This window comes from Serratia sp. JKS000199 (genome assembly GCF_900215455.1).
GTDB classification, from domain to species: domain Bacteria; phylum Pseudomonadota; class Gammaproteobacteria; order Enterobacterales; family Enterobacteriaceae; genus Serratia; species Serratia ureilytica.
The window spans coordinates 414,347-440,833 of the sequence record NZ_LT907843.1; the positions used below are offsets into that span (position 1 = coordinate 414,347).

At 60.2% G+C, this 26,487-nt stretch carries 18 protein-coding genes; 6 read left to right on the forward strand and 12 right to left on the reverse strand.

The genetic code is table 11. The features are described 5' to 3' along the window. Positions 1-8: 8 nt before the first annotated feature. The 3 genes from CPH57_RS02050 (at position 9) to CPH57_RS02060 (ending at position 3,649) form a co-directional block, all read left to right on the forward strand. Positions 9-1,172 (forward strand): glycerate kinase, encoded by a 1,164-nt coding sequence (locus tag CPH57_RS02050; RefSeq protein ID WP_096241967.1) that lies wholly within the window; start codon positions 9-11, stop codon positions 1,170-1,172. 119 nt (positions 1,173-1,291) lie between these two features. Further along, on the forward strand, positions 1,292-2,254 hold the full coding sequence (gene hemH / locus CPH57_RS02055; protein ID WP_047025744.1) for a ferrochelatase: 963 nt from the start codon (positions 1,292-1,294) through the stop codon (positions 2,252-2,254). 90 nt (positions 2,255-2,344) lie between these two features. Further along, positions 2,345-3,649, forward strand: a complete 1,305-nt coding sequence (locus CPH57_RS02060) for an inosine/guanosine kinase (protein ID WP_033642118.1) — start codon at positions 2,345-2,347, stop codon at positions 3,647-3,649. 54 nt (positions 3,650-3,703) lie between these two features. Here CPH57_RS02060 and ybaL read toward each other — a convergent pair whose 3' ends face one another. Next, the gene (ybaL, locus tag CPH57_RS02065; RefSeq protein WP_004940247.1) at positions 3,704-5,395 is read right to left on the reverse strand and encodes a YbaL family putative K(+) efflux transporter; all 1,692 of its coding nucleotides are present in this window, start codon (positions 5,393-5,395) and stop codon (positions 3,704-3,706) included. A gap of 245 nt (positions 5,396-5,640) precedes the next feature. Next, positions 5,641-6,861 carry an MFS transporter gene (locus tag CPH57_RS02070; protein ID WP_096241968.1) on the reverse strand — a complete coding sequence of 407 codons (1,221 nt, stop codon included), beginning with the start codon at positions 6,859-6,861 and terminating at the stop codon, positions 5,641-5,643. A gap of 178 nt (positions 6,862-7,039) precedes the next feature. Here CPH57_RS02070 and ushA point away from each other — a divergent pair, with 178 nt between their 5' ends. Next, the gene (gene ushA / locus CPH57_RS02075) at positions 7,040-8,692 is read left to right on the forward strand and encodes a bifunctional UDP-sugar hydrolase/5'-nucleotidase UshA (protein ID WP_096241969.1); all 1,653 of its coding nucleotides are present in this window, start codon (positions 7,040-7,042) and stop codon (positions 8,690-8,692) included. A gap of 108 nt (positions 8,693-8,800) precedes the next feature. Here ushA and CPH57_RS02080 read toward each other — a convergent pair whose 3' ends face one another. Next, complete coding sequence (locus tag CPH57_RS02080; protein WP_096241970.1) at positions 8,801-9,568, reverse strand: helix-turn-helix domain-containing protein; 768 nt, start codon at positions 9,566-9,568, stop codon at positions 8,801-8,803. A 100-nt stretch (positions 9,569-9,668) separates the two neighbouring features. Here CPH57_RS02080 and CPH57_RS02085 point away from each other — a divergent pair, with 100 nt between their 5' ends. Next, positions 9,669-10,832 (forward strand): multidrug effflux MFS transporter, encoded by a 1,164-nt coding sequence (locus CPH57_RS02085; protein WP_096241971.1) that lies wholly within the window; start codon positions 9,669-9,671, stop codon positions 10,830-10,832. Between the two features lie 3 nt (positions 10,833-10,835). On the opposite strand, the gene CPH57_RS02090 is transcribed toward CPH57_RS02085, so the two are convergent. The 6 genes from CPH57_RS02090 to CPH57_RS02115 all read right to left on the reverse strand — a co-directional run bounded on the left by CPH57_RS02090 (position 10,836) and on the right by CPH57_RS02115 (position 20,210). Continuing rightward, the gene (locus CPH57_RS02090; protein WP_172427997.1) at positions 10,836-11,603 is read right to left on the reverse strand and encodes a thioesterase II family protein; all 768 of its coding nucleotides are present in this window, start codon (positions 11,601-11,603) and stop codon (positions 10,836-10,838) included. A gap of 63 nt (positions 11,604-11,666) precedes the next feature. Beyond that, positions 11,667-12,404 (reverse strand): tryptophan 2,3-dioxygenase family protein, encoded by a 738-nt coding sequence (locus CPH57_RS02095; RefSeq protein ID WP_033642125.1) that lies wholly within the window; start codon positions 12,402-12,404, stop codon positions 11,667-11,669. After that, positions 12,401-13,213: a cyclase family protein gene (locus CPH57_RS02100; RefSeq protein WP_096241973.1), complete on the reverse strand. Its 813-nt coding sequence runs from the start codon at positions 13,211-13,213 to the stop codon at positions 12,401-12,403. Before CPH57_RS02100 ends, CPH57_RS02095 begins: the two co-directional genes overlap by 4 nt. Further along, positions 13,200-18,908, reverse strand: a complete 5,709-nt coding sequence (locus CPH57_RS02105; protein ID WP_096241974.1) for a non-ribosomal peptide synthetase — start codon at positions 18,906-18,908, stop codon at positions 13,200-13,202. The genes CPH57_RS02100 and CPH57_RS02105 overlap by 14 nt, the downstream gene beginning before the upstream one ends. A gap of 68 nt (positions 18,909-18,976) precedes the next feature. Further along, positions 18,977-19,912: a diiron oxygenase gene (locus CPH57_RS02110; protein WP_096241975.1), complete on the reverse strand. Its 936-nt coding sequence runs from the start codon at positions 19,910-19,912 to the stop codon at positions 18,977-18,979. A gap of 13 nt (positions 19,913-19,925) precedes the next feature. Further along, complete coding sequence (locus CPH57_RS02115) at positions 19,926-20,210, reverse strand: 2Fe-2S iron-sulfur cluster binding domain-containing protein (RefSeq protein WP_096241976.1); 285 nt, start codon at positions 20,208-20,210, stop codon at positions 19,926-19,928. A 354-nt stretch (positions 20,211-20,564) separates the two neighbouring features. Between CPH57_RS02115 and dacB the strand changes: the two genes are divergently transcribed. Next, positions 20,565-22,031, forward strand: coding sequence for a D-alanyl-D-alanine carboxypeptidase/D-alanyl-D-alanine-endopeptidase (gene dacB, locus CPH57_RS02120; protein ID WP_096241977.1), 1,467 nt, complete (start codon positions 20,565-20,567; stop codon positions 22,029-22,031). Positions 22,032-22,041: 10 nt separating this feature from the next. Here dacB and ybaK read toward each other — a convergent pair whose 3' ends face one another. The 3 genes from ybaK to copA form a co-directional block, all read right to left on the reverse strand. Further along, the gene (ybaK, locus tag CPH57_RS02125) at positions 22,042-22,521 is read right to left on the reverse strand and encodes a Cys-tRNA(Pro)/Cys-tRNA(Cys) deacylase YbaK (RefSeq protein ID WP_004940240.1); all 480 of its coding nucleotides are present in this window, start codon (positions 22,519-22,521) and stop codon (positions 22,042-22,044) included. A gap of 228 nt (positions 22,522-22,749) precedes the next feature. Then, positions 22,750-23,556, reverse strand: a complete 807-nt coding sequence (locus CPH57_RS02130; protein WP_096241978.1) for a TraB/GumN family protein — start codon at positions 23,554-23,556, stop codon at positions 22,750-22,752. 133 nt (positions 23,557-23,689) lie between these two features. Further along, on the reverse strand, positions 23,690-26,401 hold the full coding sequence (gene copA, locus CPH57_RS02135; protein WP_033651123.1) for a copper-exporting P-type ATPase CopA: 2,712 nt from the start codon (positions 26,399-26,401) through the stop codon (positions 23,690-23,692). Between the last annotated feature and the right edge of the window lie 86 nt (positions 26,402-26,487).

Here is a 26,487-nt window from a genome sequence, read left to right on the forward strand (position 1 = left end):
GAACAGTGATGAAAACGCTGAAAAAAGTGGTTATTGCCCCGGATTCTTTCAAAGAGAGCCTGAGCGCGCTCGGCGTCGCCGACGCCATCGAGCGGGGATTCCGTCAGATTTACCCGCAGGCGCACTACGTGAAGCTGCCGATGGCGGACGGCGGTGAAGGCACGGTGGAGTCGATGGTGGCGGCCACCGGCGGCGAAATCGTTCAGGTGACGGTCACCGGCCCGCTGGGTGAGCCGGTGCAGGGGTTCTATGGCTTGTTGGGCGACGGCGAAACCGCGGTGATTGAAATGGCCGCCGCCTCCGGGCTGCATCTGGCGCCGCCCAACCGGCGCGATCCGCGCATCACCACCAGTTATGGCACTGGCGAACTGATGTTGGCGGCGCTGGATCGCGGCGTGAAGGCGATCGTTCTCGGCATCGGCGGCAGCGCCACCAACGACGGCGGCGCCGGAATGATGCAGGCGCTGGGCGTTAAATTGCTGGATAAGGATCGTCGCCCGCTGCCAATGGGCGGCGCAGCGCTGGCGCAGCTGGCGCACCTCGATCTCGCCGGGCTGGACGCGCGTTGGCAGCGGGTGAGCGTAACCGCCGCCTGCGACGTGGATAACCCGCTGTGCGGCGCAAAGGGCGCGTCGGCGGTATTCGGGCCGCAGAAAGGGGCGACGCCGGAGATGGTGGCGCAGCTCGATGCGGCGTTGCACCACTATGGCGAACTGCTGGAACGGGAAACCGGCCGCGCCGTGCTGGCCCAGCCAGGGTCGGGCGCGGCGGGCGGCATGGGGGCGGCGCTGCTCGGCATGCTCAACGCGCGTTTGCGGCCGGGCATCGAGATTGTCACTGAAACCCTGCGCCTGGATGAGGCGGTGCGCGATGCCGATCTGGTGATCACCGGCGAAGGGCGGCTGGACAGCCAGTCGATTCACGGCAAAACGCCGATCGGCGTGGCGCGGGTGGCCAAGCGTCACGGCGTGCCGGTGATCGCCATCGCCGGCAGCCTGACGCCGGATTATTCGGTGGTGCATCAACACGGCATCGATGCGGCGTTTTCGGTGCTCGATCGCATCGTGACGCTGGAAGACGCGCTGGCGGACGCCGATCGCAATCTGCAGGTGACGGCGCGCAACGTGGCGGCGGTATGGCAGCTGGCGCAAGGAAGAAGCCCACAGGCATAGCCTGTTGCTGTTATCGGTTTCGACGCAGGACTTTTCCGTTACAATAGCCGGCATTAATGGCTGCTGACATCCCGACCCAGAACGGAATGCCGGCCGGAAAGGAAATGAGGGGAACTGAGATGAAGCAAGAGAAACACGGCGTATTGCTGGTGAACCTGGGCACGCCAGATGCGCCGACCTCGTCGGCGGTCAAACGCTATCTGAAGGAATTCCTCAGTGACGATCGCGTGGTCGACACGGCGCCGCTGATCTGGTGGCCGATCCTCAACGGCGCGATCCTGCCGATCCGCTCGCCGCGCGTGGCGAAACTCTATCAGTCGGTGTGGATGGAAGAGGGTTCGCCGCTGCTGGTGTACAGCCGCCGCCAACAGCGGGCACTGGCGGCGCGCATGCCGAATACGCCGGTGGAGTTGGGCATGAGCTACGGTTCGCCGAGCCTGGCGGAAGCCATCGACAAGCTGCTGGCGCAGGGCGTGACCAACCTGGTGGTGCTGCCGCTCTATCCGCAATATTCCTGTTCCACCAGCGCGGCGGTATGGGATGGCGTAGCCCGGGTGCTGAAAGGCTATCGCCGCTTGCCGTCGGTGGCCTTCATTCGCGATTACGCCGAACACCCAGCCTATATCGCCGCGCTGCAGCAAAGCGTGGCGCGTTCGTTCGCCGAACACGGCCAGCCGGATCGGCTGGTGCTGTCGTTCCACGGCATCCCCAAGCGCTATGCGCGGCTGGGCGACGACTACCCGCAGCGCTGCGAGGATACGCTGCGAGCGCTGAGCGCCACGCTGCCGCTGGCGCCGGAGCGGGTGATGATGACGTACCAATCGCGCTTCGGCCGCGAGCCTTGGCTGACGCCGTACACCGATGAAACCCTGAAGGGGCTGCCGGCGCAGGGCGTGAAGCACATTCAGCTGATCTGCCCCGGTTTCTCGGCGGACTGCCTGGAAACGCTGGAAGAGATTAAAGAGCAGAACCGCGAGATCTTCCTTAAGGCCGGCGGCGAGAAGTTTGAATACATCTCAGCGTTGAACGACGAGCCGGCGCATATTGACATGATGCAGCAACTGGTGGCGCAGCGTCTGTAATCATCCATAATCTGTCTATTAGATGCATCGTGATCGGGCGGGGATGTGTTAACATTCTCCGCTTGTTAAACCGCCACCACCACCAATCACATGAAATTTCCTGGTAAACGCAAGTCCAAACACTATTTCCCGGTGAGCGCCCGCGATCCGCTTCTGCAGCAGGCCCAGCCCGAAAGTGAAATCAGCACCTCGTATATCGTCGGCATCGACCAGACGCTGGTGGATATCGAGGCGAAAGTGGACGACGCTTTTGTCCAGCGCTACGGCCTGAGCCTGGGCCACTCTCTGGTGATCGAAGATGACGTCGCCGAGGCGCTGTATCAGGAATTGAATGAAAACAACCTGGTCACCCATCAGTTCGCCGGCGGCACCATCGGCAACACCATGCACAACTATTCGGTGCTGGCGGACGATCGCTCGGTGCTGCTCGGCGTGATGTGCAGCAACGTGAAAATCGGCAGCTACGCCTACCGTTATCTGTGCAATACCTCCAGCCGCACCGATCTTAACTATCTGCAGGGCGTTGACGGCGCCATCGGCCGCTGTTTCACGCTGATCGGCGAAAGCGGCGAGCGCACCTTCGCCATCAACCCCGGCCAGATGAACCAGCTGCGCCCGGAAAGCATCCCTGAAGAGGTGATCGCCGGCGCGTCGGCGCTGGTGCTGAGCTCTTATCTGGTGCGCTGCAAGGAAGGGGAGCCGATAAAGGACGCGACCTTGCAGGCGATCAAATACGCTAAAAAGCACGATGTGCCGGTGGTGCTGACCCTGGGCACCAAGTACGTGATCGCCGACAACCCGCAGTGGTGGCGCGACTTCCTGAAGGAAAATGTGACCATTCTGGCGATGAACGAAGACGAAGCGCTGGAGCTGACCGGGCTGAGCGATCCGCTGACCGCCTCGGACATGGCGCTAGAGTGGGTGGATCTGGTGCTGTGCACCGCCGGGCCGAACGGCCTGTATATGGCGGGCTACACCGAAGAGGCCAACAAGCGTCAGACCCAGCACCCGCTGTTGCCGGGGCATATCGCCGAGTTCAACCGCTACGAGTTCAGCCGCGCCATGCGTCGCGAACACTGTGAGCATCCGCTGCGCGTTTACTCGCACATCGCGCCGTATATGGGCGGGCCGGAGAAGATCATGAACACCAACGGCGCCGGCGACGGCGCGCTGTCGGCGTTGCTGCACGATATCGCCGCCAACGGTTATCACCGCCACAACGTGCCGAACTCGAGCAAGCACGTGCGCAGTTACCTGACATACTCTTCGTTGGCGCAGGTGTGCAAATACGCCAACCGCGTCAGCTACCAGGTGTTGAACCAGCATTCGCCGCGTCTCACTCGCGGCCTGCCGGAGCGCGAAGACAGCCTGGAAGAGTCCTATTGGGAGCGTTAATCCGCTGAAAAAGAAAAGGTCCGGCATGCCGGACCTTTTTTTGTGCGCGGTGCCTCAGATCGGGCAGCCCCCCATTTTTTCTTCTTCGCTCAGGGTATCCAGCTGCAGGATGTTCAGCATGCTGTTAGCGATCTCCCGTTCACCCATCACCACCTGATTGGCGCCGCGATCGGTGATGTAGGCCACCTCGTCGTCGTAGTGGGCGCGGGCGATGATCTCGATGTTCGGCCGCTTGGCGCGCGCCGAGGCGACGATCTCGCCGGCCTCATAGCCGTTGGGGATGGTCAGCAGCAGCCAGCGCGCGCAGTCGAGCCGCGCCAGATCCATCACTTCCGGATTGGCGGCGTTGCCCAGCACCGTCTTGATGCCCTGTTCGCGCAGCGCTTCCACCCGCGGGCGGGAGTTCTCGATCACCACCAGCGGAATGCCCGCCTCGGCCAGTTTGCCGCCCAGCAGGCTGCCGACGCGGCCGTAGCCGACCACCAGCGCATGGTTGCACATGTCCACCGGGATCTGCTTCTCTTCTTCCACCGCCTCTTCGAGGATTTGCTCTTCGATGGTTTCGGTTTTGGCCAGATAGCGCTCCAGCAGGGTGAACAGCAGCGGGTTGAGCATGATCGACAAAATGGCGCCGGCCAGCACCAGATTGCGCCCGTGTTCCGACATCATGCCCAGCGCGATGCCGAGGCCCGCCAGAATAAAGGCGAACTCGCCGATCTGCGCCAGGCTGGCGGAGATGGTCAGCGCGGTGCGCTTGGAGTGGCCGAACATTTTCACCAGCAGGAACGCGGCGGCGGATTTGCCGAACACGATGATCGCCAGCGTCGCCAGCACCGCCAGCGGTTCGTTAATCACGATCATCGGATCGAACAGCATGCCAACCGAGACGAAGAACAGCACCGCGAACGCGTCGCGCAGCGGCAGGGTGTCGTGCGCCGCGCGGTGGCTCAGCTCGGATTCGTTCAGCACCATGCCGGCGAAGAAGGCGCCCAGCGCGAAGGAGACGTCGAACAGCTTCACCGCGCCGTAGGCGATGCCGAGCGCCAGCGCCAATACCGCCAGGGTGAACAGCTCGCGCGAGCCGGTGCTGGCGGTTTTCGACAGGATCCACGGCACCAGGCGGCGGCCGACCACGATCATCAACGCAATGAAGGCGATGACCTTGCCGATGGTCAGCGCCAGCTCCATCAGCAGCTGGCTGCTGCTGGCGTTGTCGTTGCCCAGCATATTGCCGAAGGCGGGCAGTAATACCAGCGTCAGCACCATCGCCAAATCTTCGACGATCAGCCAGCCGATAGCGATTTGCCCGCGCTGGCTGTCGATCAATTGCCTCTCCTCCAGCGCGCGCAGCAGCACCACGGTGCTGGCGGTGGAGAGACAGAGGCCGAACACCAGGCCGGAGATCAGATCCCAGCCGAGCAGCTTGGACAGCCCCATGCCGAGCAGGGTAGCGACGGCTATCTGCGCCACGGCGCCGGGTATAGCGATAGATTTTACTGCGAGGAGGTCTTTCAAAGAGAAGTGCAGGCCAACACCGAACATCAACAGGATAACGCCGATTTCCGCCAGTTCCGGCGCCAGTGAGGTATCGGCGACGAAACCGGGGGTGAACGGGCCGGCGAGCACCCCTGCGGCCAGATACCCCACCAGGGGTGAGATGCGCAGGCGGTTCGCCAGCATACCGAGGAGGAAGGCGAGTACTAACCCTCCGACGATGGTGGTGATGAGCGGTGTTGAATTATGCATCCATACTCCTTCTGGCTATGCATCGCGGCACGGGAGAAACGCAACAAAGTTACGAAAAGATACATTTAGTTTATTGCATTTGTTCGCGGCTTGCTTGGCTAATTTGGTCTTTTTTGTAAAAAAGCAGAGGATTTCGCTTAAGGCGCGTCAATGAGGGGGTTTTGTGCCAGATAAACCAAATAACATTGATTTATCCGTAGGATAACCCGGATGAATAAATACTTTCATCCGGGCAGTTCGCGGGGTTATTGCGGTTTATGCTCCATATTGGGCAGTAGCGCGGTAATAATGCCGATCAGCGGCAGGAAAGCACAGATTTGGTAGACCAGCTCGATACTGGTCAAATCCGCGACATAACCAAGAACTGCCGCGCCTAACCCGCCCATACCGAAAGCAAAACCGAAGAATAAACCGGAAACCATGCCGACTTTACCGGGGATCAGCTCCTGTGCGTAGACCAGGATGGCGGAGAACGCTGAGGCGAGAATAACCCCGATGATCACCGTCAAAATGCCGGTCCAGTACAGGGATGCATGGGGTAAAATAAGCGTAAATGGCGCTGCACCAAGGATTGAGCCCCAAATAACGTATTTTCTCCCTATCTTATCGCCAAGGGGCCCGCCGATGATGGTTCCAGCGGCCACCGCAAACAGGAAGGCGAACAGGTGAATTTGCGCATTCTGCACCGAAACGCCGAACTTATGTATCAGATAAAAGGTGTAATAGCTGCTGATACTGGCCAGATAGAAGTATTTAGAGAAAATCAGCACCAGCAGAATGCCCAGCGAGTAGGCGACGGTACGTTTTGGCAGCAGTTTCAGCATTGCGGGGCTTTTCGGCTGCCCTTTCGCCGCCCGATGCTGATGTTGGTACCACTTGCTGACCTGCAGCAATACCACGATCGCCAGCAGCGCCGCCAGCGTGAACCAGGCGACGTTGCCTTTGCCGTAAGGCGCGATGATCAGCGCGGCCAGCAGCGGGCCGAGCGAGCTGCCGAAGTTGCCGCCGACCTGGAACAGCGACTGCGCCAGGCCGTGTCGTCCGCCGGAGGCCATGCGCGCCACGCGCGAGGATTCCGGGTGGAATACCGATGAGCCGGTGCCCACCAGCGCCGCTGCCAGCAGCACCAGCGGGAAGGTGTTCGCCACCGACAGCAGCAGCAGGCCGGACAGGGTAAAGCCCATGCCGATAGGCAGTGAGTAAGGCTGCGGGTGTTTATCGGTGTAATAGCCGATCAGCGGTTGCAGCAGGGAAGCCGTGAGCTGATAGGTCAGGGTGATCATACCGATCTGCACGAAGCTGAGGTGGAAATCGGCTTGCAGGATCGGATAAATCGCCAGGATCAGCGACTGGATCATATCGTTGAGCAGGTGAGACACGCTGATGGCGCCAAGGATGGAGAAAGCGGTCCTCTTTACCGTACTGCCCTTGGCGGGCGGCATCGCGCTTTGGCTACTGTCGGTCATATTATTATTAGCCTGATAAGTTGTTGAGCACAGAGATGACATCTTAGGCAGGGCGTTCAATTTTTACCATATCTGAAATAATCAGACTCACATCGCAAAAAATTGAAATCAGCTGTCATTAATTCGCGCTACAATTTCGCCCTCATCATAAAAGCCATTTAATACACGGAGATCCGCCATGCGTTTTTCGCTGAAAACCACCGCATGCGCGTTGGCCGTATCCCTGACGCTGCTGTCGGGGGCCGCCAGTGCCTGGGAAAAGGATAAGACCTACGCCATCACCATTCTGCATACCAACGATCATCACGGTCACTTCTGGCAGAACGATCACGGTGAATACGGTCTGGGCGCGCAGAAAACCCTGGTGGACGGCATTCGCCGCGAAGTGGCGGCGCAGGGCGGCAGCGTGCTGTTGCTGTCCGGCGGCGATATCAACACCGGCGTGCCGGAATCGGATCTGCAGGACGCCGAGCCGGACTTCCGCGGCATGAACCTGGTGGGTTACGACGCGATGGCGATCGGCAACCACGAATTCGACAACCCACTGAGCGTGCTGCGCCAGCAGGAGAAGTGGGCGACCTTCCCGCTCTTGTCCGCCAACATCTACCAGAAAAGCACAGGCCAGCGCCTGTTCAAGCCTTACGCCTTGTTCGACAAGCAGGGTATCAAGATTGCCGTGATCGGCCTGACGACCGACGACACCGCCAAGATAGGCAATCCGGAGTACTTCACCGACATGGAGTTCCGCGTGCCGGCGCAGGAAGCGAAGCAGGTGGTGGAGCAACTGCGCAAGGACGAGAAGCCGGACGTGATCATCGCCGCCACCCATATGGGGCACTACGACAACGGCGAGCATGGCTCTAACGCGCCGGGCGACGTGGAGATGGCGCGCAGCCTGCCGGCGGGATATCTCGACATGATCGTCGGCGGCCACTCGCAGGATCCGGTGTGCATGGCCGGTGACAACCGCAAACAGGCGGATTACGTACCGGGCACGCCATGCTCGCCGGATCGTCAGAACGGCACCTGGATCGTGCAGGCGCACGAGTGGGGCAAATACGTCGGGCGCGCCGATTTCGAATTCCGCAACGGCGAGCTGAAGCTGGTGCATTATCAGCTGATCCCGGTGAACCTGAAGAAGAAGGTGGAGAAAGCCGACGGCACCAGCGAGCGCGTGTACTACACCCAGCAGATTGCGGAAGATCCGACCATGATGAAGCTGCTGACGCCGTTCCAGGATAAGGGCAAGGCGCAGCTGGGCGTGAAGATCGGCAGCGTCAACGGCAAGCTTGAAGGCGATCGCAGCAAGGTGCGCTTCGTGCAGACCAACCTGGCGCGGGTGATGCTGGCGGCGCAGAGGGAGCGCGCCGACGCCGACTTCGCCGTGATGAGCGGTGGCGGGGTGCGCGATTCGATTGAAAGCGGCGATATCACCTATAAGAACGTGCTCAAAGTCCAGCCGTTCGGCAATACCCTGGTGCATGTCGATATGAAAGGCAGTGAGATTGAGCAATACCTGGCGGTAGTGGCCAATATGAAGCCGGATTCCGGCGCCTACGCCCAGTTCGACAACGTCAGCCTGGTGGCGGACGGCAAGGGCGTCAGCGAGGTGAAGATCAACGGCCAGCCGCTGCAGGCGGATAAAACCTACCGCATGGCGACGTTGAACTTCAATGCACTGGGCGGCGACGGCTATCCGAAGCTGGATGGGCTGCCAAGCTACGTCAACACCGGCTTTATCGATGCCGAGGTGCTGAAGCAGTATATCGAGAAACACTCGCCGCTGGATGCGGCGGCCTACGAGCCAAAGGGCGAAATCGTCTATCGCTAGAGGCGTAGCGAAACGGCGCTCTCGTTTGTTGCGGGGGCGCCGTTCTCACCGTCGCTTTTCTCCCCTCCATCAACGCCTTCTGTCGACGTTGCCGTTTTAGACGGCGTTTTACTTTCGTCTCTCCATATACGCTCTCGGCGGGCTGCCCGCCATATTCTTGAAAAAAGTGGCGAAGGCGCTGTCGCTGGAAAACGCCAGCCGACCGGCGACGTCGGATTGGCTCAGCCCTTCGGCCAGCATCTCTATCGCTTTGATCAGGCGCCATTGCTGACGCCACTGTTGATAACCGAGCCCGGTTTCACGGCGGAAAATCCGGCTGATGGTTTTCTCGGAAGCGCCGCTATAGCGCGATAGTTCGTGCAGCGGCGGAAGCATGTCCAGATTGGCCAGATGGCGCAGGCGCCGGTCGCTGGGCAGCGGCAACAACGTCAGTTCGCGCGGCGCGGCGGCGATCTCGTCCAGGCAGACCGCCAGAATATTGGCGTGAGGCCCATGCTGCCAGTCGGTGTCGAAGGCGGCGAAAGCGATGCGTTCCAACACCTCGCGCAGCAGCGGTGAGGCCGTCAGGACGGCAAGCTGCGCAGGCAGACAGGCATAGCGATCGGCGTCGAGATAAAGCGAACGGTAACCGACGACGCCGTTGACCTGAACGCGGTGAGCCACCTGCGGCGGGATCCAGGCCACTCTGCCCGGCGGTAGCATACAGATGCTTTGGTTGAGCGTGATACGCATGCTGCCTTGCTGACAGAACAGCAACTGCCCCCTGTCATGCCAATGCGTGCCCGAGTCGTGCTGCGCCAGTTCGGCGGCGATCCCGAGCACGCCGTTGTCGAGCGTATCCGGATTAAAACTGTCCTGCGCCTGAAGCCACGCCATAGTATGTCCGATTTTGTAAATTTATTGTCTTTTATATTGTAATCGGTACCGGGGAGCAGATGCTACCTTGTGCAGCTTATTCTTGGCTACAGGATCTGTTATGCAACGTAAACTGACGCTGACATTGGCGACGTCGATGATGATGTTTCCCCAGGTGGTGGAGACCATCTACAGCCCGGCATTAACGCACATTGCGCACGGTTTCCGGGTCAGTGCGGAGATGGCGGCGCAAACGCTCTCTTGCTACTTTTTCGCCTTTGCGCTGGGCGTAGTGGTATGGGGGCGGATGTGTGACGTCATTGGACGCCGTCCCACCATTTTGGCCGGGCTGACGCTCTATTTGCTGGCTTCTCTCGTCGCGCTGTTCAGCGGCAGCTTCAGCATGCTGCTGGCGGCGCGGGTGCTGGCCGCCTTTGGCGCGGCGGTCGGTTCGGTCGGGACGCAAACGGCGATTCGCGATCGCTTCGACGGTTATGAGTTGGCGCGGGTGTTCTCGGTGATGGGGATCGCCATGGCGATCAGTCCGGCGGTTGGCGTGTTGAGCGGCGCAGTGCTGACTCACTATTGGGGCTATCAGGGGGTATTCGGCGGTTTGGCGCTGTTGGCGGCGCTGTTGCTGGGCTATGCCGGTTGGCAACTGCCGGAGACGCGTCCGCAACAGGTGGTGAAGAATTCATTTTTCGGCACGCTGGGGCGGATGATCAAGGACGGGGATATTTGGCTCAGTGCGCTGTTGGTGGCGCTGTTCAATATTTGCATGTTCAGCTATTACCAACTGGCGCCATTCCACTTCTCGGCGTTAGAACTGCCGGCGCAGTGGTTCGGTTATACCGGTTTGGTGTTGGCAGCCGGGGTCGGTATCGGCGCGGCGATCAACAAGTTTTTGATCGGCAAGCACTGGCTGTTCCCCGCGCTGTTGATGCTGGCCTGCACGCTGTCGCTGGCCGGCGGCCTGCTGGTATTGCTGCTGGAAGGGACCTTGTGGTTCGTTCTGCCGATGATGCTGGTGGTGATGGCGTACGGCATCGCCATTCCCAATATTCTGGCGCGCGCGCTGCGCCATTATAAAGACTGCATGGGCACCGCCGGCGCCATCCTGGGTCTGATGTATTACCTGATGCTCGGCGGTGGCTTGGTGCTGGCGGGGCTGTCGCAGCACCTGGGCGCCGTGCTGTCGCTCTGCAGCCTGTGCGTGCTGCTGTTGGCGTGGCGGGTGGTGCATAACGAGCGTCGTTTGGCGTTGCCTGAGAGTGAAAACGCCTGAGTGCTACCGGCTGGCCGGTTCACTCAGGTGGCCTGCCAGCAACTGGTGAATGCCGGCTATCACGGCGTCGCGCTGAGTGGTGATATACATATGTCCGCCGGCAAAAGTGCGCTGCTGAAAATCGCCTTGCACGATCCGGCGCCAATCGAGCAAATCCTGCCGATCGATCAACTCGTCGTTTTCACCATAAAACATCGCCAGCGGGGCGCGGTAACCCGGTTGCGCAGGGAAAAGCAATTGGCTGGACAGCATCAGATCGGCACGGATCAGCGGCAGATAGTAATCGAGCAGCGCGCTGTCGCCGATGAGCGACGCATCCAGACTCTCACCGGCACATAGCGCGTTCAACAAAGCGGCACGCGGCATTCTCAGCAACGAACTGTGGCGCGCCAGGAAGGGCGATGAACTGGCGGAAATGATCAACTGCAGCGGCGGCTGAGGCAGCGCCATCGCTAACGCCAGCGCAACCCGTCCGCCAAGACTGTGGCCGAAAAAGATCAGCGGTTTGTCCTGCAGTGGCTGCAGTGCCGGCATCAGTTGATTGATGAGTGATTGGGGGTGACAGAGCGGCGCTTCGTTTGCCCGCTCCTCTCGACCGGGGTATTGCACGGCATAGAGTTCGATGTCCTGATGCAACGAGGGGCTCCACTCCTGAAAGGCAGTGGCGCCGGCGCCGGCGTGGGGAAAAGCGATCAGCCGCAGGCTGCCCTGGCGCCCTGGCGTCAGCGGTTTCAAGCTGCGTGGGGCGTTGGGGAAGTGGGTGCAATGCATGGCGAAATCCGTATTTTCAGGAGACCAAGGAAGCCTGAGCTTCCTTGGCGTTAAGGAACGCATTCAGTTGATGGCGTTCCACAATTCATCGAAGATCGGCGTGAACAGCGTAGATTTCAGATAGTCTGAACCCGATGAACCGCCAGTACCTTTCCGCTGCCCGATAGTACGTTCCACCAGTTTCACATGGCGATAACGCCACTCCTGCAGCAGTGAATCCAAATCCAGCAGTTGATTGAGCAGCAGCGACTCGCAGCTCGAACGCGTCAGCGATTGCCTGATGATGTCGTCGAAGCCCCGCGCCGTCTGATTGGGCTGGTCATTGAGACGCATCAGATGGCCGCGTATTGCCTGCCATAGTGAAACCGGTTGGATGATAGCCGCCAATCGGCGCTGTGCCTCTTCATCACCCTGATACTGCTGTAGTTTTTTCGGATTTTCCTTGCCGAGCAGCGCTTCTATGCCGGCGAACTGGTAGGATTGAAAACCGCTGGCGGTGCCGAGATAGCTGCGAAAACGCTGGAATTCGTGAAACTTCAGCGTGCAAATCACGGCGATCTGATTCACCACGGTTTGGGTAATGGCATTGACGCGCGTCATCGTTTCGATCGCCGCCGGTATATCTCCTTCTTCGATCTGCGCGATCGCCAGATGAAGCTCATCGATCAACTGCTTGAACCAGAGCTCGTAGGTTTGATGAGTGATGATAAACAAGTTTTCATTGCGGTGTTCCGCAGACGGCGAGGCTGGCTGTTGCAGCGACAGCAACTGGTTTAGCTGCAGATAGCTGGCGTAATTCATGATGTCACTTTCCCTGTAGAAAACGAAAATAAGATGGGCCGGCTGGGAAGGGCATCCCCGCTCAGATCCGGCAGTTGAAGGGTCAGAAAATAGTGTCCCGCCGTGGCCTGCGCGGGAACCTGAATCAGCTCGGTCACGGAGGCGTATTTGCGCCCTGTTTGCGGCCTGTCGGGGGCCTCAAGCCCCCAAAAACGGCGATGATTGTCCATGCGTCCGCCGTCGTATAGCCGGTCGATTGATGGAATATCCACCAACAGATGCTGGACACCGAGTTCGACGATGCGCGCCAGGGCTTGATGGCTGAAGTAGGGGGCGCAGGCCGCGGCGCGGAAATCGCTCGGCGCCTCGGTTGCTATCACCAAAGCCTGCAGGTAGTCGCCCGACAACGGCGCCAACGCGTCATCGAGTGCCGCCCGGGTAATCAGCCAATCTTCAGAGGCAGCGCTGGCGTTATAGCTCTCTGCAGTTGCGTCCGCTCGCTGCGGCCTGACGCGAATCAGGGTGGCGGCGATGAACGGTTCAAGCGGCAAATCCGCCACGTTGTGCGTTTCAGGAAGAATATGGCCGATGCATTCGGTGTGTGTGCCGTGGCAGTGCGGCACCAGGCTGATGCGCTCGGCGTTGCAGACCCCGCCATGACGCACGCTGGCGACGGTATCGCCGTAACTCAGCGGCGCCGAGTCGGCGGGAGCCACGCCATAAAGGTTGGTTGGGTTATCGGCGAAGTCCAGCCTGGCCGAGAGCCGCAGCGGCTCTCGGTGGTCAAGGTGATGACAACGCCCTTGGTGGTACACCTCAATGCGTTTCATCGGCGGCCTCGGCAGTTTTGCTCAAGGCCAGCGCGGTGAGTTCGCGGATCTGACTGTGCATGATGAATTCGCGGATAGTCAGCGAGACGCCCATCTGTTGACGAATGGCGTGCAGCAGCTGCGGGATCTGCAGTGAATTTCCACCCAGGCTGAAGAAGCTGTCGCAGACGCTGATCTGCGTCTGTGACAAGACTTGTTGCCAGATATGCTGCATGGCGCTTTCCGCCTCGTTGGCCGCAGGCGTGTAGTCCGCTTCCGAAGCCGAATAGCGGATTTCCGGTGCCGGTAACCGACGAATGTCGATTTTGTTGTTGTTGGTGAGCGGGAAGGCCGACAGCACCACAAAACCGGACGGGATCATGATATTCGGCAAACGGGCTTTCAGCGCCGCGCGCACCGCTTTTTCATTCAGCTCTGCTCCCGGCGTTAACTGCAGGTAGCTGACGATGCGGGCTTGCTGGTCTTCACCGACAATTAAACTGAGCGATCGCTCGATATTGTCGAGAGACGATAAACTGAGATCGATTTCGCTCAACTCGATGCGGTGACCGCGAATTTTGACCTGGTGATCGTTCCGGCCGAGATACTCCAGCTGCCCCTGTCGATTAAAACGCACAATGTCGCCGGTACGGTACATATAGCGCTCGGCGCCGAACGCCTGACGCCGTAGAAAGACCTTATCGCTCAGCGTCGGGTTGCGCCAATACCCCGGCGATACCCCTGCGCCGCCCAGCCACAGCTCACCAAATGCGCCGCTTGGCAGCGGGTTGCCGGCCTGATCCATGACCAGAACCTCAGTCGCCTGGATCGGCGTGCCGATACAGTCGCTTGCGCCTTCGTGAGTCAGATCGGCGCAGGTCGACCAGATGGTGGTTTCCGTCGGGCCATACACCTGCAGCACCCGTGTCGCGATGCGTCGCAATTGCGTCAACAGGGCCGCCGGCATTTTCTCGCCGCCGCATAGCACGGTCATGGGGCGTTGGCTCGCCGCCGGCAGGTGGTGGACGATGGTACTCCAGACGGTAGGTGTCGCTTGAATCACGCTGGGCTGCTGTCGCTCGATAAAGTGATACAGCTTGACCGGATCCATGGCGGTTTCTCGTGGACACAGCGTGACGTGCGCGCCGCCGGCCAGCGAGCAGAACAGTTCCAACCCAAAAATATCGAAACTGATGCTGGTCAGGCTGAGCACCTTATCGCGCGCGCTCAGCGCCAGCCGCCCGACGAAGTCGTTGGTGAAATTGTTCAGGTTGCCATGCGTGATCATCACCCCTTTGGGGTTACCGGTTGAGCCTGAGGTGTACATGATATAGGCCAGCGTATCGTCGGCTGGGATCGGCAACGCGTCGGCCGCTGCAGGATGAGAAACCAGCGAGTCGAAACCGACGGCGGGACTGGCCCAACCTTGCTCTGGCTCACCATCGGTCACCAGCAACCGGGCTTGCGCGTTCTCGATCATGTAGCTCACGCGGTCGGCCGGGTAGTGTACGTCAATCGGCACGTAGTGTTTGCCGGCTCTCAGCACGCCGAGCAGGAGCACGGCGACGTGGCAACTTTTCTCCATCATGACGCCGACCGAGAAAGGCCGGCTGTCGATGCGCAGCAAGGCATGCGCGACGCGTTCAGACTGCGCCCACAGCTGACGGTAGCTGTACTGATGCCGTTCGCAGCTGACGGCGAGGCTGTCAGGCTGGGTATGTGCCAACCGGCCAATTTGCACCAGCAGCGAGTCACGTGAGCCTGCGTCCGCGTTGACGGCCAACTGTTGCAGCCAATCTTGTTCCCGTTCGCATAGCGGGTTAAGGGCATGCTGCGCCGTATTGGCCGGCAGGGTGAGCAGTTGTTGCAGCGTTTGCTGATAGTTGTCCAACAGCATCTGCATGCTGGCGGGATAAAACAGTTCGCTGGCGTAATCGAGTTCGATGGCGACGGCGCCTTGTTCCACACTGAAGTTCCAGGTCATATCGAACATCGAGAAGCCCGATGAAAGCGGCAAGCGATGCAGCGTGCAATCGCGCAGGTTTTGTTGGCATACGTCGCCGGCGTTCTGCAGGATCGCCATGATTTGGAATAACGGATTTTTGTTCGACATCCGCTCGTATTCGATCTGGTGCAAGATCCGGTCGAACGAGAGCTGCTGATGCTGATAGGCGCCGATGCAGGTTTCCATCATGTTACCGATCAGCCCGGCGAGGGTGTCCTGTTCGCCCAGTTGGATACGCAGCGGAACGGTATTGACATGGAAGCCGCTGACTTGCGCCTGATCCAGGTTGTCCCGCGCTGCGATGGCGGTGCCGATGACGATATCCTGCTGCTGAGTATAACGGCTGAGCAGCAAACTTAATGCCGTGCAGAGCAAGGCGAAAGGCGTGGCGCCCAGCGCTTTGCCCCGTGACGCCAGCAGATCGGCGACGTCGGGCTGCAGCTGATAATGGATGCGCTCTCCGGCGTGCGTCGGCATTAGCGGGCGCGGTTTATCCAGCGGGAAGTCCAGTTCGCGGCAGTCTTGCAGTTGCTGTTGCCAATAAGCAACATCCGCCGGCGCGGGTGACGCGATGCCGCTATTGACGATGTCGATAGTTTGAATCTGCGGTTGCGGTGCGTCGAAGCCGTTGTGATTGTCGAGCTCGTTATAGCGCTGCCACAGATCGTTAAGGATCAGTTGTTCGCTCCAGGCATCGGTAATAATGTTGTGTTTTACCCAAATCAAAACATGGTGCTGCTGATGATACTGTACCAGCCGAAGCGCCAGTGGCGGCCGAGCGGTGATGTCGAAAGGCGTAGCACACAGTTGGCGCACCCACTTTTCTGCCGACTGCGTTTGGCCGTCCACCCAGTGGTCGGCAAGGCGAATCGGAGCATGCGGTTCTGCCAACTGATAGGCGACACCGTCGGTTTCGGCGAAACGAGTGCGCAGGCTTTCATGTTTTTCATAAATAAAATTGATCGCCTGCTCAAAGCGCGCCAGATCGAGCGGGCCCTGGATGTCTACCGCCAGCGGCAGGTTGTAACTGCAGTCGTCAGGATTCAATGCGCTCAGGTACCAGAGCAGGTTCTGCTGCGGGCTGAGCGGCGCGCGGCGTTCGTCGCAGATCGCGATGGCGCGCTCCGCGGCAACGGCCTTATTCTCGATATATTCGGCCAATTTGCGCACCGTATTGTGGCGGAACAGATCGGCGATGCTCAGGTGGCAGCAAAGATCGCGTGCGACGAGCGCGACGATTTTGCTCATAGTCAGCGAGTGCGCACCCAGGTTGATGAACTCCTGTGTGACGTCGGCTTGCGGACAGCCGATGGCGTTGGCCACGATGCGCTCGAGAATAGCCTCCGTTTCGGTTTCCGGCGGCGTCAAGCGCTCATTGCGCTCATCCAACGGCCAGTTTTCCAACTGTTGACGGGCGATCTTGCCATTGATGGTCAGCGGCAGCGCCGGCAAGAAAATAAAAACGCTGGGGATCGCGGCGGGGTGGAGCTGTGTGACCAACGCGTGACGCAGCGCGTCGATCGTCAGCTCAGGCGAAACGGGTTGCACGAAGGCGGCGAGAATTTTGCCCGAGGGCTGGCTGCGAGCGACCACGCAGGCGCTTTCAACCAGTGGGTGACTGCGGACGGCGCTTTCCACTTCTCCCATCTCGATGCGCACTCCGCGTATCTTCACCTGGTGATCGCGGCGGCCGACGAAAATAATGTTGCCCTGTTCGTCCCATTTGGCGATGTCGCCGGTTCGATAAAGACGCTCTTCGGCCGCCATATACGGTAGCCGACAGGTAATGAACTTCTCTGCGCTCAGCGCCTCTTGATGCAGGTAACCGTGCGCCAGGCCGCTGCCGGCGATGCACAGTTCGCCCTCAAAACCGACCGGCAGTGGATTATGGTGGGGATCAAGGATGTGGCAACGGTAGTTTTTCAGCGGTTTGCCAATGCAGTTCCAGGGAACGCCGGGACGATACTCGCACAGCGAAGTGGCAATGGAAGCCTCGGTCGGCCCGTAACCGTTGCACAATCGGGTGCGTTCGGCCCACCAGGCAACGACGTCCGCAGGTGGGGCGTCTCCCATGACGATCATCGTCCGCAGTCCCGGCCACATTTCGCGGGGCAACAATTCCAGAATTGCCGGCGTAATAGTGATATGGCCGATATCGTGTTGAGTCAGATAGTCGTGCAGCGCGCCGACATCGGTATGCAGCTCCGAGGGCGCAAGATAAAGCGTCGCGCCGCTGACTAACGCGCCATAGACGTCCCAGCCGAAGGCGTCGAAACCCAGCGAGGCGATGGCCAGCACGCGGCTGCCTTGCGCCAGTCCAATGAAATCGCGGTGGTTTTGCGCCACGTTGCTCAGGCCTTCACGCCCGATCATGACGCCTTTGGGCTTGCCTGTCGTCCCGGAGGTATAGCAGACGTAGGCCAGAGCGTCTCGCGATTGAGGGAGTTGCTCCGCATGGATGTTCAGCGAACGGTAATCAATGCTTGATGGCGCAATGCATGGCGCGTCGCCGGAGTGCAACGGCGAGTCGGCCAAAATCAGCGCGGGCTGTACGTCGTCAAGAATGCTTTGATTGCGCGCCGCTGGCGCCTGCGGGTCGAGCAGTACATAGGTTTTATTGCTTTTCAGTATCCCCAACAGCACGATCAGCAGCGTCGCTGACTTGTCCATCGAGACGGCGACGACCGAACTGGCGGCGCCACTGTGTTCAAGCAGCCAACAGGCAAACTGATCCGAGGCGCGATCGATTTCTCCATAGCTGTATGTCTGGCCATCGGCATGCAGCGCGGCCTGTTGCGGATGAGCGGCGGCGGCGTGGCGGAACAAAGCGATGACGTCGTGCGCCAGGAGCTCGGCATCGTCGGTTGCGTTGAATTGGCTCAGGCGATGTAACGTGTGAGGTTGAGTAACAATGGGCGCGGCGATGGGATCGGCCGGATCTGCCAATAGCGCGTCAAGATAGTCGGTGAACGCGTTGAAACGCATGTCGTCGCCATACAGGGTAAGCTGAGTGCCGTCACCGCAAGCCGCTACGTCGACCATCACTCGTGGCTGGGCATAGCGTCCCTGTTTGAGCGCGCCGGTTTCATTAAAGAAGAAATGTTGCAACTGTGCGGGGGTCGTGATGTCCGCCACCGGTACCGTATGGAAGTCGGCGCCGGGTTGCCAGGTGAGATGGCAGAGATCGCTGCCGCAACGTCCCTGCATCTGATCGCCAAGGCGTTCCATCAGCAATGCGGTCAATTCGCGCATGCGCGTCGGTGATTCGGCATAGTATTTACGCGCCAAGCGGTAGGGAAGTTCTTGTATCGGCGGTATACCGCCACGCGACAGCTCGACCACAATGTCGACAAGCCTTTCCTGCAGCAGGGGAAGCTGGGCGTCAGCGGCCAGATCGGACAGCGCGTCGCACAGATAAGCGGCTTGGCCGGCGGAGCTAAAGTACAGAGAAAAGTGTTCTTGGTTTTGCAGGGTGTCAATGTCGTTAATATTTTTTTTATTGGTTACCAGCGTCAGCAGGTTTTTCCCCTGCTGTTGCAGCCGTCGTATTGTTTCAGCGTTATTTTCAGTGGTGATAATAAGGTCGAGCTTTTCGGTTGGACGGCGTTCGAGACTGATAAAGCTAACCTGATGGCCGTATTCCTGGATTTCGTCGGTTAATAATTTACCGCAGGCGCTGTCGCCGAAATAGCCAATATTAAGTAATTCCATTTTTGCTTCCTGAGAATAATGGTTTCCCTTGCGGAATATCAAATATGCTGAGTTTTTATATCGGTCAATTAGATTTTTGCATGCAGCGCATCGGCGATAGGCAGATCAGCCAGAATGCCCGATTTATTCAGCGCCACCAACATTTGCTCCGTGACGATATTATTGGTTTCCCACGGTTTAACATGCGTTGCTGGATAAGTATCTGCGATGATGTCGATAATTTCCGCTTCTGTCAGTCCGAGTTGGCGCAACATGCAGGTGCTGAAATCTTTGGCGATAGCGTCGGTTGCGTAGCCTTCTAGGAAAGCCAAAATCGGTTGTTGCAACGCTTGCTTGGTCGCCGCGTCGCTGTGGCGCCAGATATGGCTCAGCACCTGCTGTGAGAAGCGAGCATGGCGGCCTTCATCCGCAACGTGATCTTTCATCACCAGATAGAAGGTCGGGAAAATATCTTCGTTGTTGATCACATCGATCAGATCGGTCGTCAGCGCCTGCTCCGACAGGGACACGCAAACCAGTCGCAGCAGTTCGCGCAGCCGTTCGTCCCCCATTGCCAACGATTGCGCCAGGGCATAGGAGGCCTCGGTGTCTTTTGGCATCGGCAGCGGCGCAATGGATGTCATCTGCTCTACCTGATTGATCAGATCCAGCGCCACCAGGGCGTGATAGGACTCATCCACGACCACGGTCAGCGCGTCTAAGCGCATTTCAAGCGGAAAGTCTACGCCGACCGCGTTTTTGTAGAGCTTGTAACTGGAATCATTGATGATATCCAACTCGATGTTGGCGATGCCATTCAGGTAGTGGTAGAGGGTTTGTACCTGGATATAGCGCAATGCTTGTTCACCGAGTGCGGCAACGCGCGGATGGAGACACAGCGGCAGACGTTCGAGGGGGAAGAAAAGGGTTGATTGGCTGTCCTGTTCGTTGAGAAGGCGGCGGGGACGGGAGCGGACAATCGCGGCGCGATCCCATTTTTTCAACGTGGTTTCAATGAGGCTCATCGGTGGATCCTTATTAATAGAGTTCTATTTCAATATCCGATTGTGAATAGGCGCAGCAGGCCAGAATAATATTCTCTTCCAACTCCTCTTCGCATAAGGCACTCTGTTTTTCATGGCGTATATTTCCGCTGATAAGAAGTAATTTGCAACAGCCGCACCTCCCCTTGCGGCATAGGTTGGGAATGTCGATATTTAATCTTTCAAAGTTTTCAAGCAGCGACGTTTCAGGACAAAAGTCACCGATGCCCGCGCCATCAAAAATAACTTGATGACCATCGGGCCCTGTTTTTGCAGACATGGCGTGTTATTCCCTATGGAAGTCAGTGAGTGAGATCACATTTTAAAATTCATATAGGTAAATTGTTATTAATAATAGGTTGTCAGTTTTAATGGGGAGTAACGATAGCTTTGGCTTTGTATATTGTCAACACGACACATTAAAAACATTAACATTATATTAAAGGTTATTTCACATAATATAGTTCATATTCAAACTTTATCGCCTGGATTGTTTAGCAATTCTTATTATTGTTTGTTTTATAATATCAGCAGGCAAAAATCGTTGTTCAGTGAATGGAAAACAGGACGCCGCCGCCTTCCAATGATAGCCTGAGCGACAATTTGGTTTTGATAACGCAAACAGGAAGATGACATGTTGAAAACCGCAGGCTGGCTACTGCCCGCCATCCTGGCGCTGGCGGGGTGTTCGTCATCCGGCCAACGCCATGAGCAAACGCTCAGCCAGGCGTTGGTGGTCCTTAGCCAGGACAAGGCGCTGGTTGGCGCGTCGAGCGGCGTAATGGTGCGCGATGCCGAGAGCGGCACCGTGCTGTATCAGGCGCACGCGGAGCAGCGCCTGGCGCCGGCTTCCAACATGAAGATCTTCACTTCTCTGGCGGCGTTCGGCGTGCTGGGGGCGGATTACCGGTTTGAAACCCGGCTGCTGACCACCGGCGAGCAGCGCGGCGACACGTTGCACGGGGATCTCTATCTGCAGGGCAGCGGCGATCCGACGTTGCATCCCGACGATCTCGACACCTTCGCCGCGGCGCTGGCGCAGCGCGGCATCCGTCATATACAGGGGCGGTTGTTGCTGGACGCCAGCGCCTTCGATCAAACGCCATTCGGCGCCGGGTGGAGCTGGGACGATGAACCCTTCGCCTTCGCTGCGCCGATCTCGGCGCTGAACTACGCCTTTACCCCCGGCGGCGATATCAACGTGGTGCAGGTGGATGTGCGGCCGGGTGCTCGCGCCGGCGCGCCGGGACGGGCGAGCTTCTATCCCGCCAATGACGCGGTGACGCTGGTCAATCGCACCACCACCGGCAGTGACACCGCGCTGACGTACGAGCGCCGGCCGGGCAGCAACCGGATCGTGGTCAGCGGCACCATCGCCGCACAGGCGGAGGCCAGCTCGCGATTGATTACCGTCGATCAACCGGCCCTCGTCGTCGGCGCTTTATTGCAACATGCTCTGCGCGCGCACGGCATCACCCTGCGCGGCAACGCTGAAGAGGGCGTGACACCGGCCGGCGCACAGCTGCTGGCGCAAAAAACCTCGCCGCCGCTCTCCCGCCTGGTCGTCACCTTCCTGAAAGTGTCCAATAACGGCTACGGCGAGATATTGACCAAGGCGATGGGCCGCAAGACGCAGGACAAAGGGGATTGGGCCGCCGGCCTTCAGGCGATAAACGGATTTGTGCAAAGCCAGGGCATCGCGGCCGACGCGTATCGCCAGGTGGACGGTTCAGGGCTGTCGCGCATGAACCAGATCACGCCGCAACAGCTGACGACGCTGCTGCTGGCGGCCAGAAAACAGCCGTGGTTCGCCGACTGGTATCGCGCCTTGCCCGTTGCGGGCGAGCCGGGGTTGCTGGTGGGCGGCACGCTGCGTAACCGCATGGTGAAAAGCGCGGCGGCGGGGCGCGCTCACGCCAAGAGCGGTTCCATGACCGGCGTATCGTCGCTCAGCGGCTATGTCGATTCGGCGACCGGGCGGCCGCTGGCGTTCGCCATCATCAGCAATAACTATCTGGTGCCCGGCGCGCAGGTGAAGGCACTGGAGGACCGCCTGGTGGAAACGCTGGCGGCCTGTGACGCCACGGTGGTGTGCCGCTGAGTACGCGGCGTCAGTCGCGTTTGGCGATGTCGGCGAAGCTGCCGGCCAGCAGGCGGCACAGATCGGCGGCGGCCAGCTCGATATCCAGCCCGCGTTTGCCGCCGGAAACGTAAATGGTAGCGAACGCTTGCGCCGGGCTGTCGATCACCGTCGGCAGCCGTTTTTTCTGCCCCAGCGGGCTGATGCCGCCCACCAGATACCCGGTGACGCGCTGCGCCAGCTGCGGATCGGCCATCTCGGCCTTTTTGGCGCCGAGGGCGCGGGCAACCTTTTTCAGATCCAACTGGGTTGCGACCGGCGTGACCGCCACCGCCAGGTGTTTGGCGTCGCCGTTCAGCGCCACCAGCAAGGTTTTGTAAACCCGATCGGCATCCAGCCCCAGCTTTCTCACCGCCTCATCGCCGAAGTTGGTTTCGTCGCTGTCGTGGTGATAAGGATGGAGGGTGAAGGCGACCTTTTGTTTCTCAAGCAGAACGACTGCGGGCGTCATGATGTGTTGTCCAAAATGTCCCCGGCGGGGAAAGGGTGATAACCAGCCTTAAAAATACAAAAATCCAACCAGCCCGGCAACCTGAGCGGCTGTTACATAAAGCGGGTTGCCAAGATATTCACCGGGTTGCTACCCTGTTTACTGTAACCGTTAACACGGTTGCTATGCGTATAACTAGAATACAAGAAATTCCTCTTTGACTGGCCAATAGCGATATTGGCCACTTTTTTACCCCTGCGGCTGCAGCATCGCCGGCAGGTTATCCTCGCCATACAGGTGCAATGCGCCAACCGCCACCACATAGTCTCCGGCCGGCAGCGCCTCCAGCTGACGCCGCCAGTCGCGATTGCGTTGATGCATCAGCACGTCGTAAAGCCCGGCGCTGAAGGTGGCCGGCAGCGTGTCCAGCGTGCCGCGCGGTTTGGCGTCCAGCCACCAGCTCACCATGGTTTGCAGCAGCCGCGCGTTGGTATGCCAATGCTCCAGCGTATCGCGCAGCAGCGCGATGCCGCCTTCCGGCAGCTGTTCCAGCAGCGCCAACTGCTGCTGCGCCCCCTCGAGTTCGATCACCGGTTTGTCCTGCGCTCTGGCGGCCTGCAGCAGCTGATAATCTACGCCGTACTCTGCGCGCAGCCCCAGACGCTGAGCCTGCCGCGCCTGCATCATCAGCGCCACCTGCCAGCCGGGCAGGGTGGCGAAGGCGTGCGGATCGGCGCCCAGTTCGTGGCACAGCGCCAGCAGCTGTTGATATTCTTCGGCGGACAGGCGCTGTTCCAGCTCCGGCTGTTGCTCTGCGTGGTCGAAAGGGGAGGCGGCGCCGGTGATATCGGCTTCGACGATCAGCGCGTCGGCCTGTTGCAGCCGGGCGGCCAGCCGGGGCGGCAGCGGCGCCATATCGACGGTGCCCATATGGATGCTGCCCACCAGATGGAGCCGACGCTCGCCCGGCAGAGTGATGTCCAGCGCCGGATAAGCGTAACTTTTGGGCGAGATCAGGCCGAGAAAGGCGGCGAGGCGGCGTAACAGTTGACCCATACGGCGTGGCTCCTGAATAACGGGTGCGCGTTTTCGCGTGCAAGGCGAGGGAAAATCGTCATTCATGCTAAACGCTATCCGCCGCGCAGGGAAGCCCGGAAAACAGCGGGGCGCCTTGACGGCGCCCCGGAGCTTACTTCCTGGGTTTAAAACGCAGCAGCCGGTTGGCGTTGCTGACCACGGTAATGGACGACAGCGCCATCGCCGCGCCCGCCACCACCGGGCTGAGCAGCGTGCCGGTCAGCGGATAGAGCACGCCGGCGGCGATCGGAATGCCCAGCGTATTGTAGATAAAGGCGCCGAACAGGTTCTGCTTCATGTTGCGCAGCGTGGCCTTCGACAGTTCCACCGCATCCGCCACCCCGTGCAGGCTGTGACGCATCAGGGTGATGGCGGCGGTCTCGATGGCGATGTCGCTGCCGCCGCCCATCGCGATGCCCACGTCGGCCTGCGCCAGCGCCGGGGCGTCGTTGATGCCGTCGCCGACCATTGCCACGCGTTGGCCCTGCGCCTGCAGCTGTTTGATCGCCGCCGCTTTGCCGTCCGGCAGCACGCCGGCAATCACCCGATCGATACCGGCCTCTTTGGCGATGGCGTTGGCGGTCACCGGGTTGTCGCCGGTCAGCATCACCAGCTGATATCCCTGCTGGTGCAGGCGCTGCAGCGCCGCTACGCTGTCCTCGCGCAGCGGATCGCGAATGGCGAACAGCGCAGCCGGTTTACCGTCAACGGCCAGCAGCACCGGCGTCACGCCGCGTTCGGCCTGGGCACGCATCGGCGCCTCCAGTTCGTCGGCCGCGACCTGATGTTGTTTCAGCAGCGCGGCGTTGCCCAGCAGCACCTGCACGCCGTCGATCTCCCCGCTGACGCCGGCGCCGCGCAGGGTGCGGAACTGCGCCACCTGCGGCAGCGTTTGCCCGGCGGCGCGTTCCATGATGGCGCGCGCCAGCGGGTGGTTGGAGCCTTGTTCCAGCGCGGCGGCCCAGCCGAGCGCCTGCTGTTCGCTGACCTGATTGAAGGTCAGGATCTCCACCACCTGCGGTTTCCCTTCCGTCAGGGTGCCGGTTTTATCGAACACCAGGGTGTCCAACTGGCTGGCCTGCTGCAGGGCGTCGGCGTCGCGCACCAGCACGCCGAATTCCGCCGCGCGGCCCACGCCGGAGATGATCGACATCGGCGTCGCCAATCCCAACGCACATGGGCAGGCGATGATCAGCACCGTGGTGGCGATCACCAGCGTATAGACCAGCTGCGGCTGCGGACCAAAGAAGTACCACACCGCCGCGCTGAACAGGGCGATCGCCACCACCGCCGGCACGAACACCGCCGAGACGCGGTCGGCCAGTTGGCCAATCGCCGGCTTACTGCTCTGCGCCTGACGTACCAGCTTAATGATGCGCGCCAGCGTGGTTTGGCTGCCGATGGCGGCGGCGCGGAACAGCACGCTGCCGTCGTCGACTACCGTCCCGGCATGCACCGTGTCGCCGGGGCCTTTTTGCTGCGGCACCGCTTCGCCGGTCAGCATCGCTTCATCAAGCCAGACTTCGCCCTGCACGATTTCACCGTCGACCGGCACGCGATCGCCGGTGGTCAGCCGCAGCGTCATGCCGAGCTGCACCTCCGCCAGCGGAATATCGCGCTCGCCGTCGTCAGTCACCAGCCGCGCGGTGGGCGGCGTCAGATCGAGCAGCCGCTCCAGCGCCTGCGAAGAACGCTGGCGGGCGCGCTGTTCCAGCGCATGGCCGAGGTTGATCAAACCGATGATCATCGCGCTGGCCTCGTAATAGAGGTGACGCGCCTCCATCGGGAAGAAATCGGGCCAAATGTTGACGGCGATCGAATAGAGCCAGGCGGCGCCGGTGCCGAGCGCCACCAGGGTATCCATGGTGGCGCTGCCGTTCATCAATGCGCGCCAGGCGTTGCGGTAGAAGTGCCCGCCGGCGAACACCATCACCGCCAGGGTAATGACGCCGACCAGCAGCCAGGGGCGCTGGGTTTCCGGCGTCAGCGTCATGCTGCCGCCGAACAGCCCCCAGGCCATCAGTGGGATACCCAACGCCAGCCCCAGCGCCGCCTGCCAGCTAAAGCGCTTCATGTTGGCGCGTGCGGTCTGTTGCTGACGTTCGCGGCGTTCGGTTTCGTCCTGAATCATCTCGGCGCCGTAGCCGGCTTTTTCCACCGCCGCCACCAGCGCCTGCGCATCGGCGGCGCCGGTCACCAGCGCGCTGCGCTCCGCCAGGTTGACGCGCGCATGCTCCACGCCGGGAACGCTTTGCAGCGCCTGCTGCACCTTATTGACGCAGCTGGCGCAGGTCATGCCGCTGAGCAGCAGCTGTACGCTGTCGTCCGCGCTGTCGGTTGCCGGAAGAGAAGGCTGCGCCGCTGGCTGAACGTCCGGCAACGAAGGTGTTGCGTCAGTCAACGGCTCAGTTTTTGGGACGACGGCGCCCGCCACGCTGGCGTGATAACCGGCATGTTCCACCGCGGCGATCAGCGCCTGCGGATCGGCATCGCCGTACACTTTCGCGTTGTCGATCTCGACGTCGGCGGCGAACACCCCCGGCACCGCTTCCAGCGCCTTGCGGGTGCTGCCGACGCAGTGCATGCAGCTCAGGCCGCTCAGCTGTAATTCGGTGTCGGCGCGCGGCGCGACTTCTGCCTGATAACCGGCGGCGATCACGCTGTCGATCAGCGCGCTGTCCGGCGCTTCGCCGGTCACTTTGGCGTAATGGACGTTAACCTCCGCCTGTTCGACATCGCTGCGGCTTTCCAGGGCTTTTTTCACCCGCTGCGCGCAGTTCATGCAGGACAGCCCCTGCAATGCCAGCATAGTGGTGTGTGACATGATTGAACTCCTTGCGTAAAGGCGGTGTTTAAAGGTTGACCGCCGGACCTGTTTTCACTAAGAATGGAGCTTAAACCTTCCAGCAA

Bases quoted from the DNA above. Each gene is read 5' to 3' on its own strand.
- CPH57_RS02050 (WP_096241967.1), top strand. From the start codon at position 9: ATGAAAACGCTGAAAAAAGTGGTTATTGCCCCGGATTCTTTCAAAGAG.
- hemH (WP_047025744.1), top strand. From the start codon at position 1,292: ATGAAGCAAGAGAAACACGGCGTATTGCTGGTGAACCTGGGCACGCCA.
- CPH57_RS02060 (WP_033642118.1), top strand. From the start codon at position 2,345: ATGAAATTTCCTGGTAAACGCAAGTCCAAACACTATTTCCCGGTGAGC.
- ybaL (WP_004940247.1), bottom strand. From the start codon at position 5,395: ATGCATAATTCAACACCGCTCATCACCACCATCGTCGGAGGGTTAGTA.
- CPH57_RS02070 (WP_096241968.1), bottom strand. From the start codon at position 6,861: ATGACCGACAGTAGCCAAAGCGCGATGCCGCCCGCCAAGGGCAGTACG.
- ushA (WP_096241969.1), top strand. From the start codon at position 7,040: ATGCGTTTTTCGCTGAAAACCACCGCATGCGCGTTGGCCGTATCCCTG.
- CPH57_RS02080 (WP_096241970.1), bottom strand. From the start codon at position 9,568: ATGGCGTGGCTTCAGGCGCAGGACAGTTTTAATCCGGATACGCTCGAC.
- CPH57_RS02085 (WP_096241971.1), top strand. From the start codon at position 9,669: ATGCAACGTAAACTGACGCTGACATTGGCGACGTCGATGATGATGTTT.
- CPH57_RS02090 (WP_172427997.1), bottom strand. From the start codon at position 11,603: ATGCATTGCACCCACTTCCCCAACGCCCCACGCAGCTTGAAACCGCTG.
- CPH57_RS02095 (WP_033642125.1), bottom strand. From the start codon at position 12,404: ATGAATTACGCCAGCTATCTGCAGCTAAACCAGTTGCTGTCGCTGCAA.
- CPH57_RS02100 (WP_096241973.1), bottom strand. From the start codon at position 13,213: ATGAAACGCATTGAGGTGTACCACCAAGGGCGTTGTCATCACCTTGAC.
- CPH57_RS02105 (WP_096241974.1), bottom strand. From the start codon at position 18,908: ATGGAATTACTTAATATTGGCTATTTCGGCGACAGCGCCTGCGGTAAA.
- CPH57_RS02110 (WP_096241975.1), bottom strand. From the start codon at position 19,912: ATGAGCCTCATTGAAACCACGTTGAAAAAATGGGATCGCGCCGCGATT.
- CPH57_RS02115 (WP_096241976.1), bottom strand. From the start codon at position 20,210: ATGTCTGCAAAAACAGGGCCCGATGGTCATCAAGTTATTTTTGATGGC.
- dacB (WP_096241977.1), top strand. From the start codon at position 20,565: ATGTTGAAAACCGCAGGCTGGCTACTGCCCGCCATCCTGGCGCTGGCG.
- ybaK (WP_004940240.1), bottom strand. From the start codon at position 22,521: ATGACGCCCGCAGTCGTTCTGCTTGAGAAACAAAAGGTCGCCTTCACC.
- CPH57_RS02130 (WP_096241978.1), bottom strand. From the start codon at position 23,556: ATGGGTCAACTGTTACGCCGCCTCGCCGCCTTTCTCGGCCTGATCTCG.
- copA (WP_033651123.1), bottom strand. From the start codon at position 26,401: ATGTCACACACCACTATGCTGGCATTGCAGGGGCTGTCCTGCATGAAC.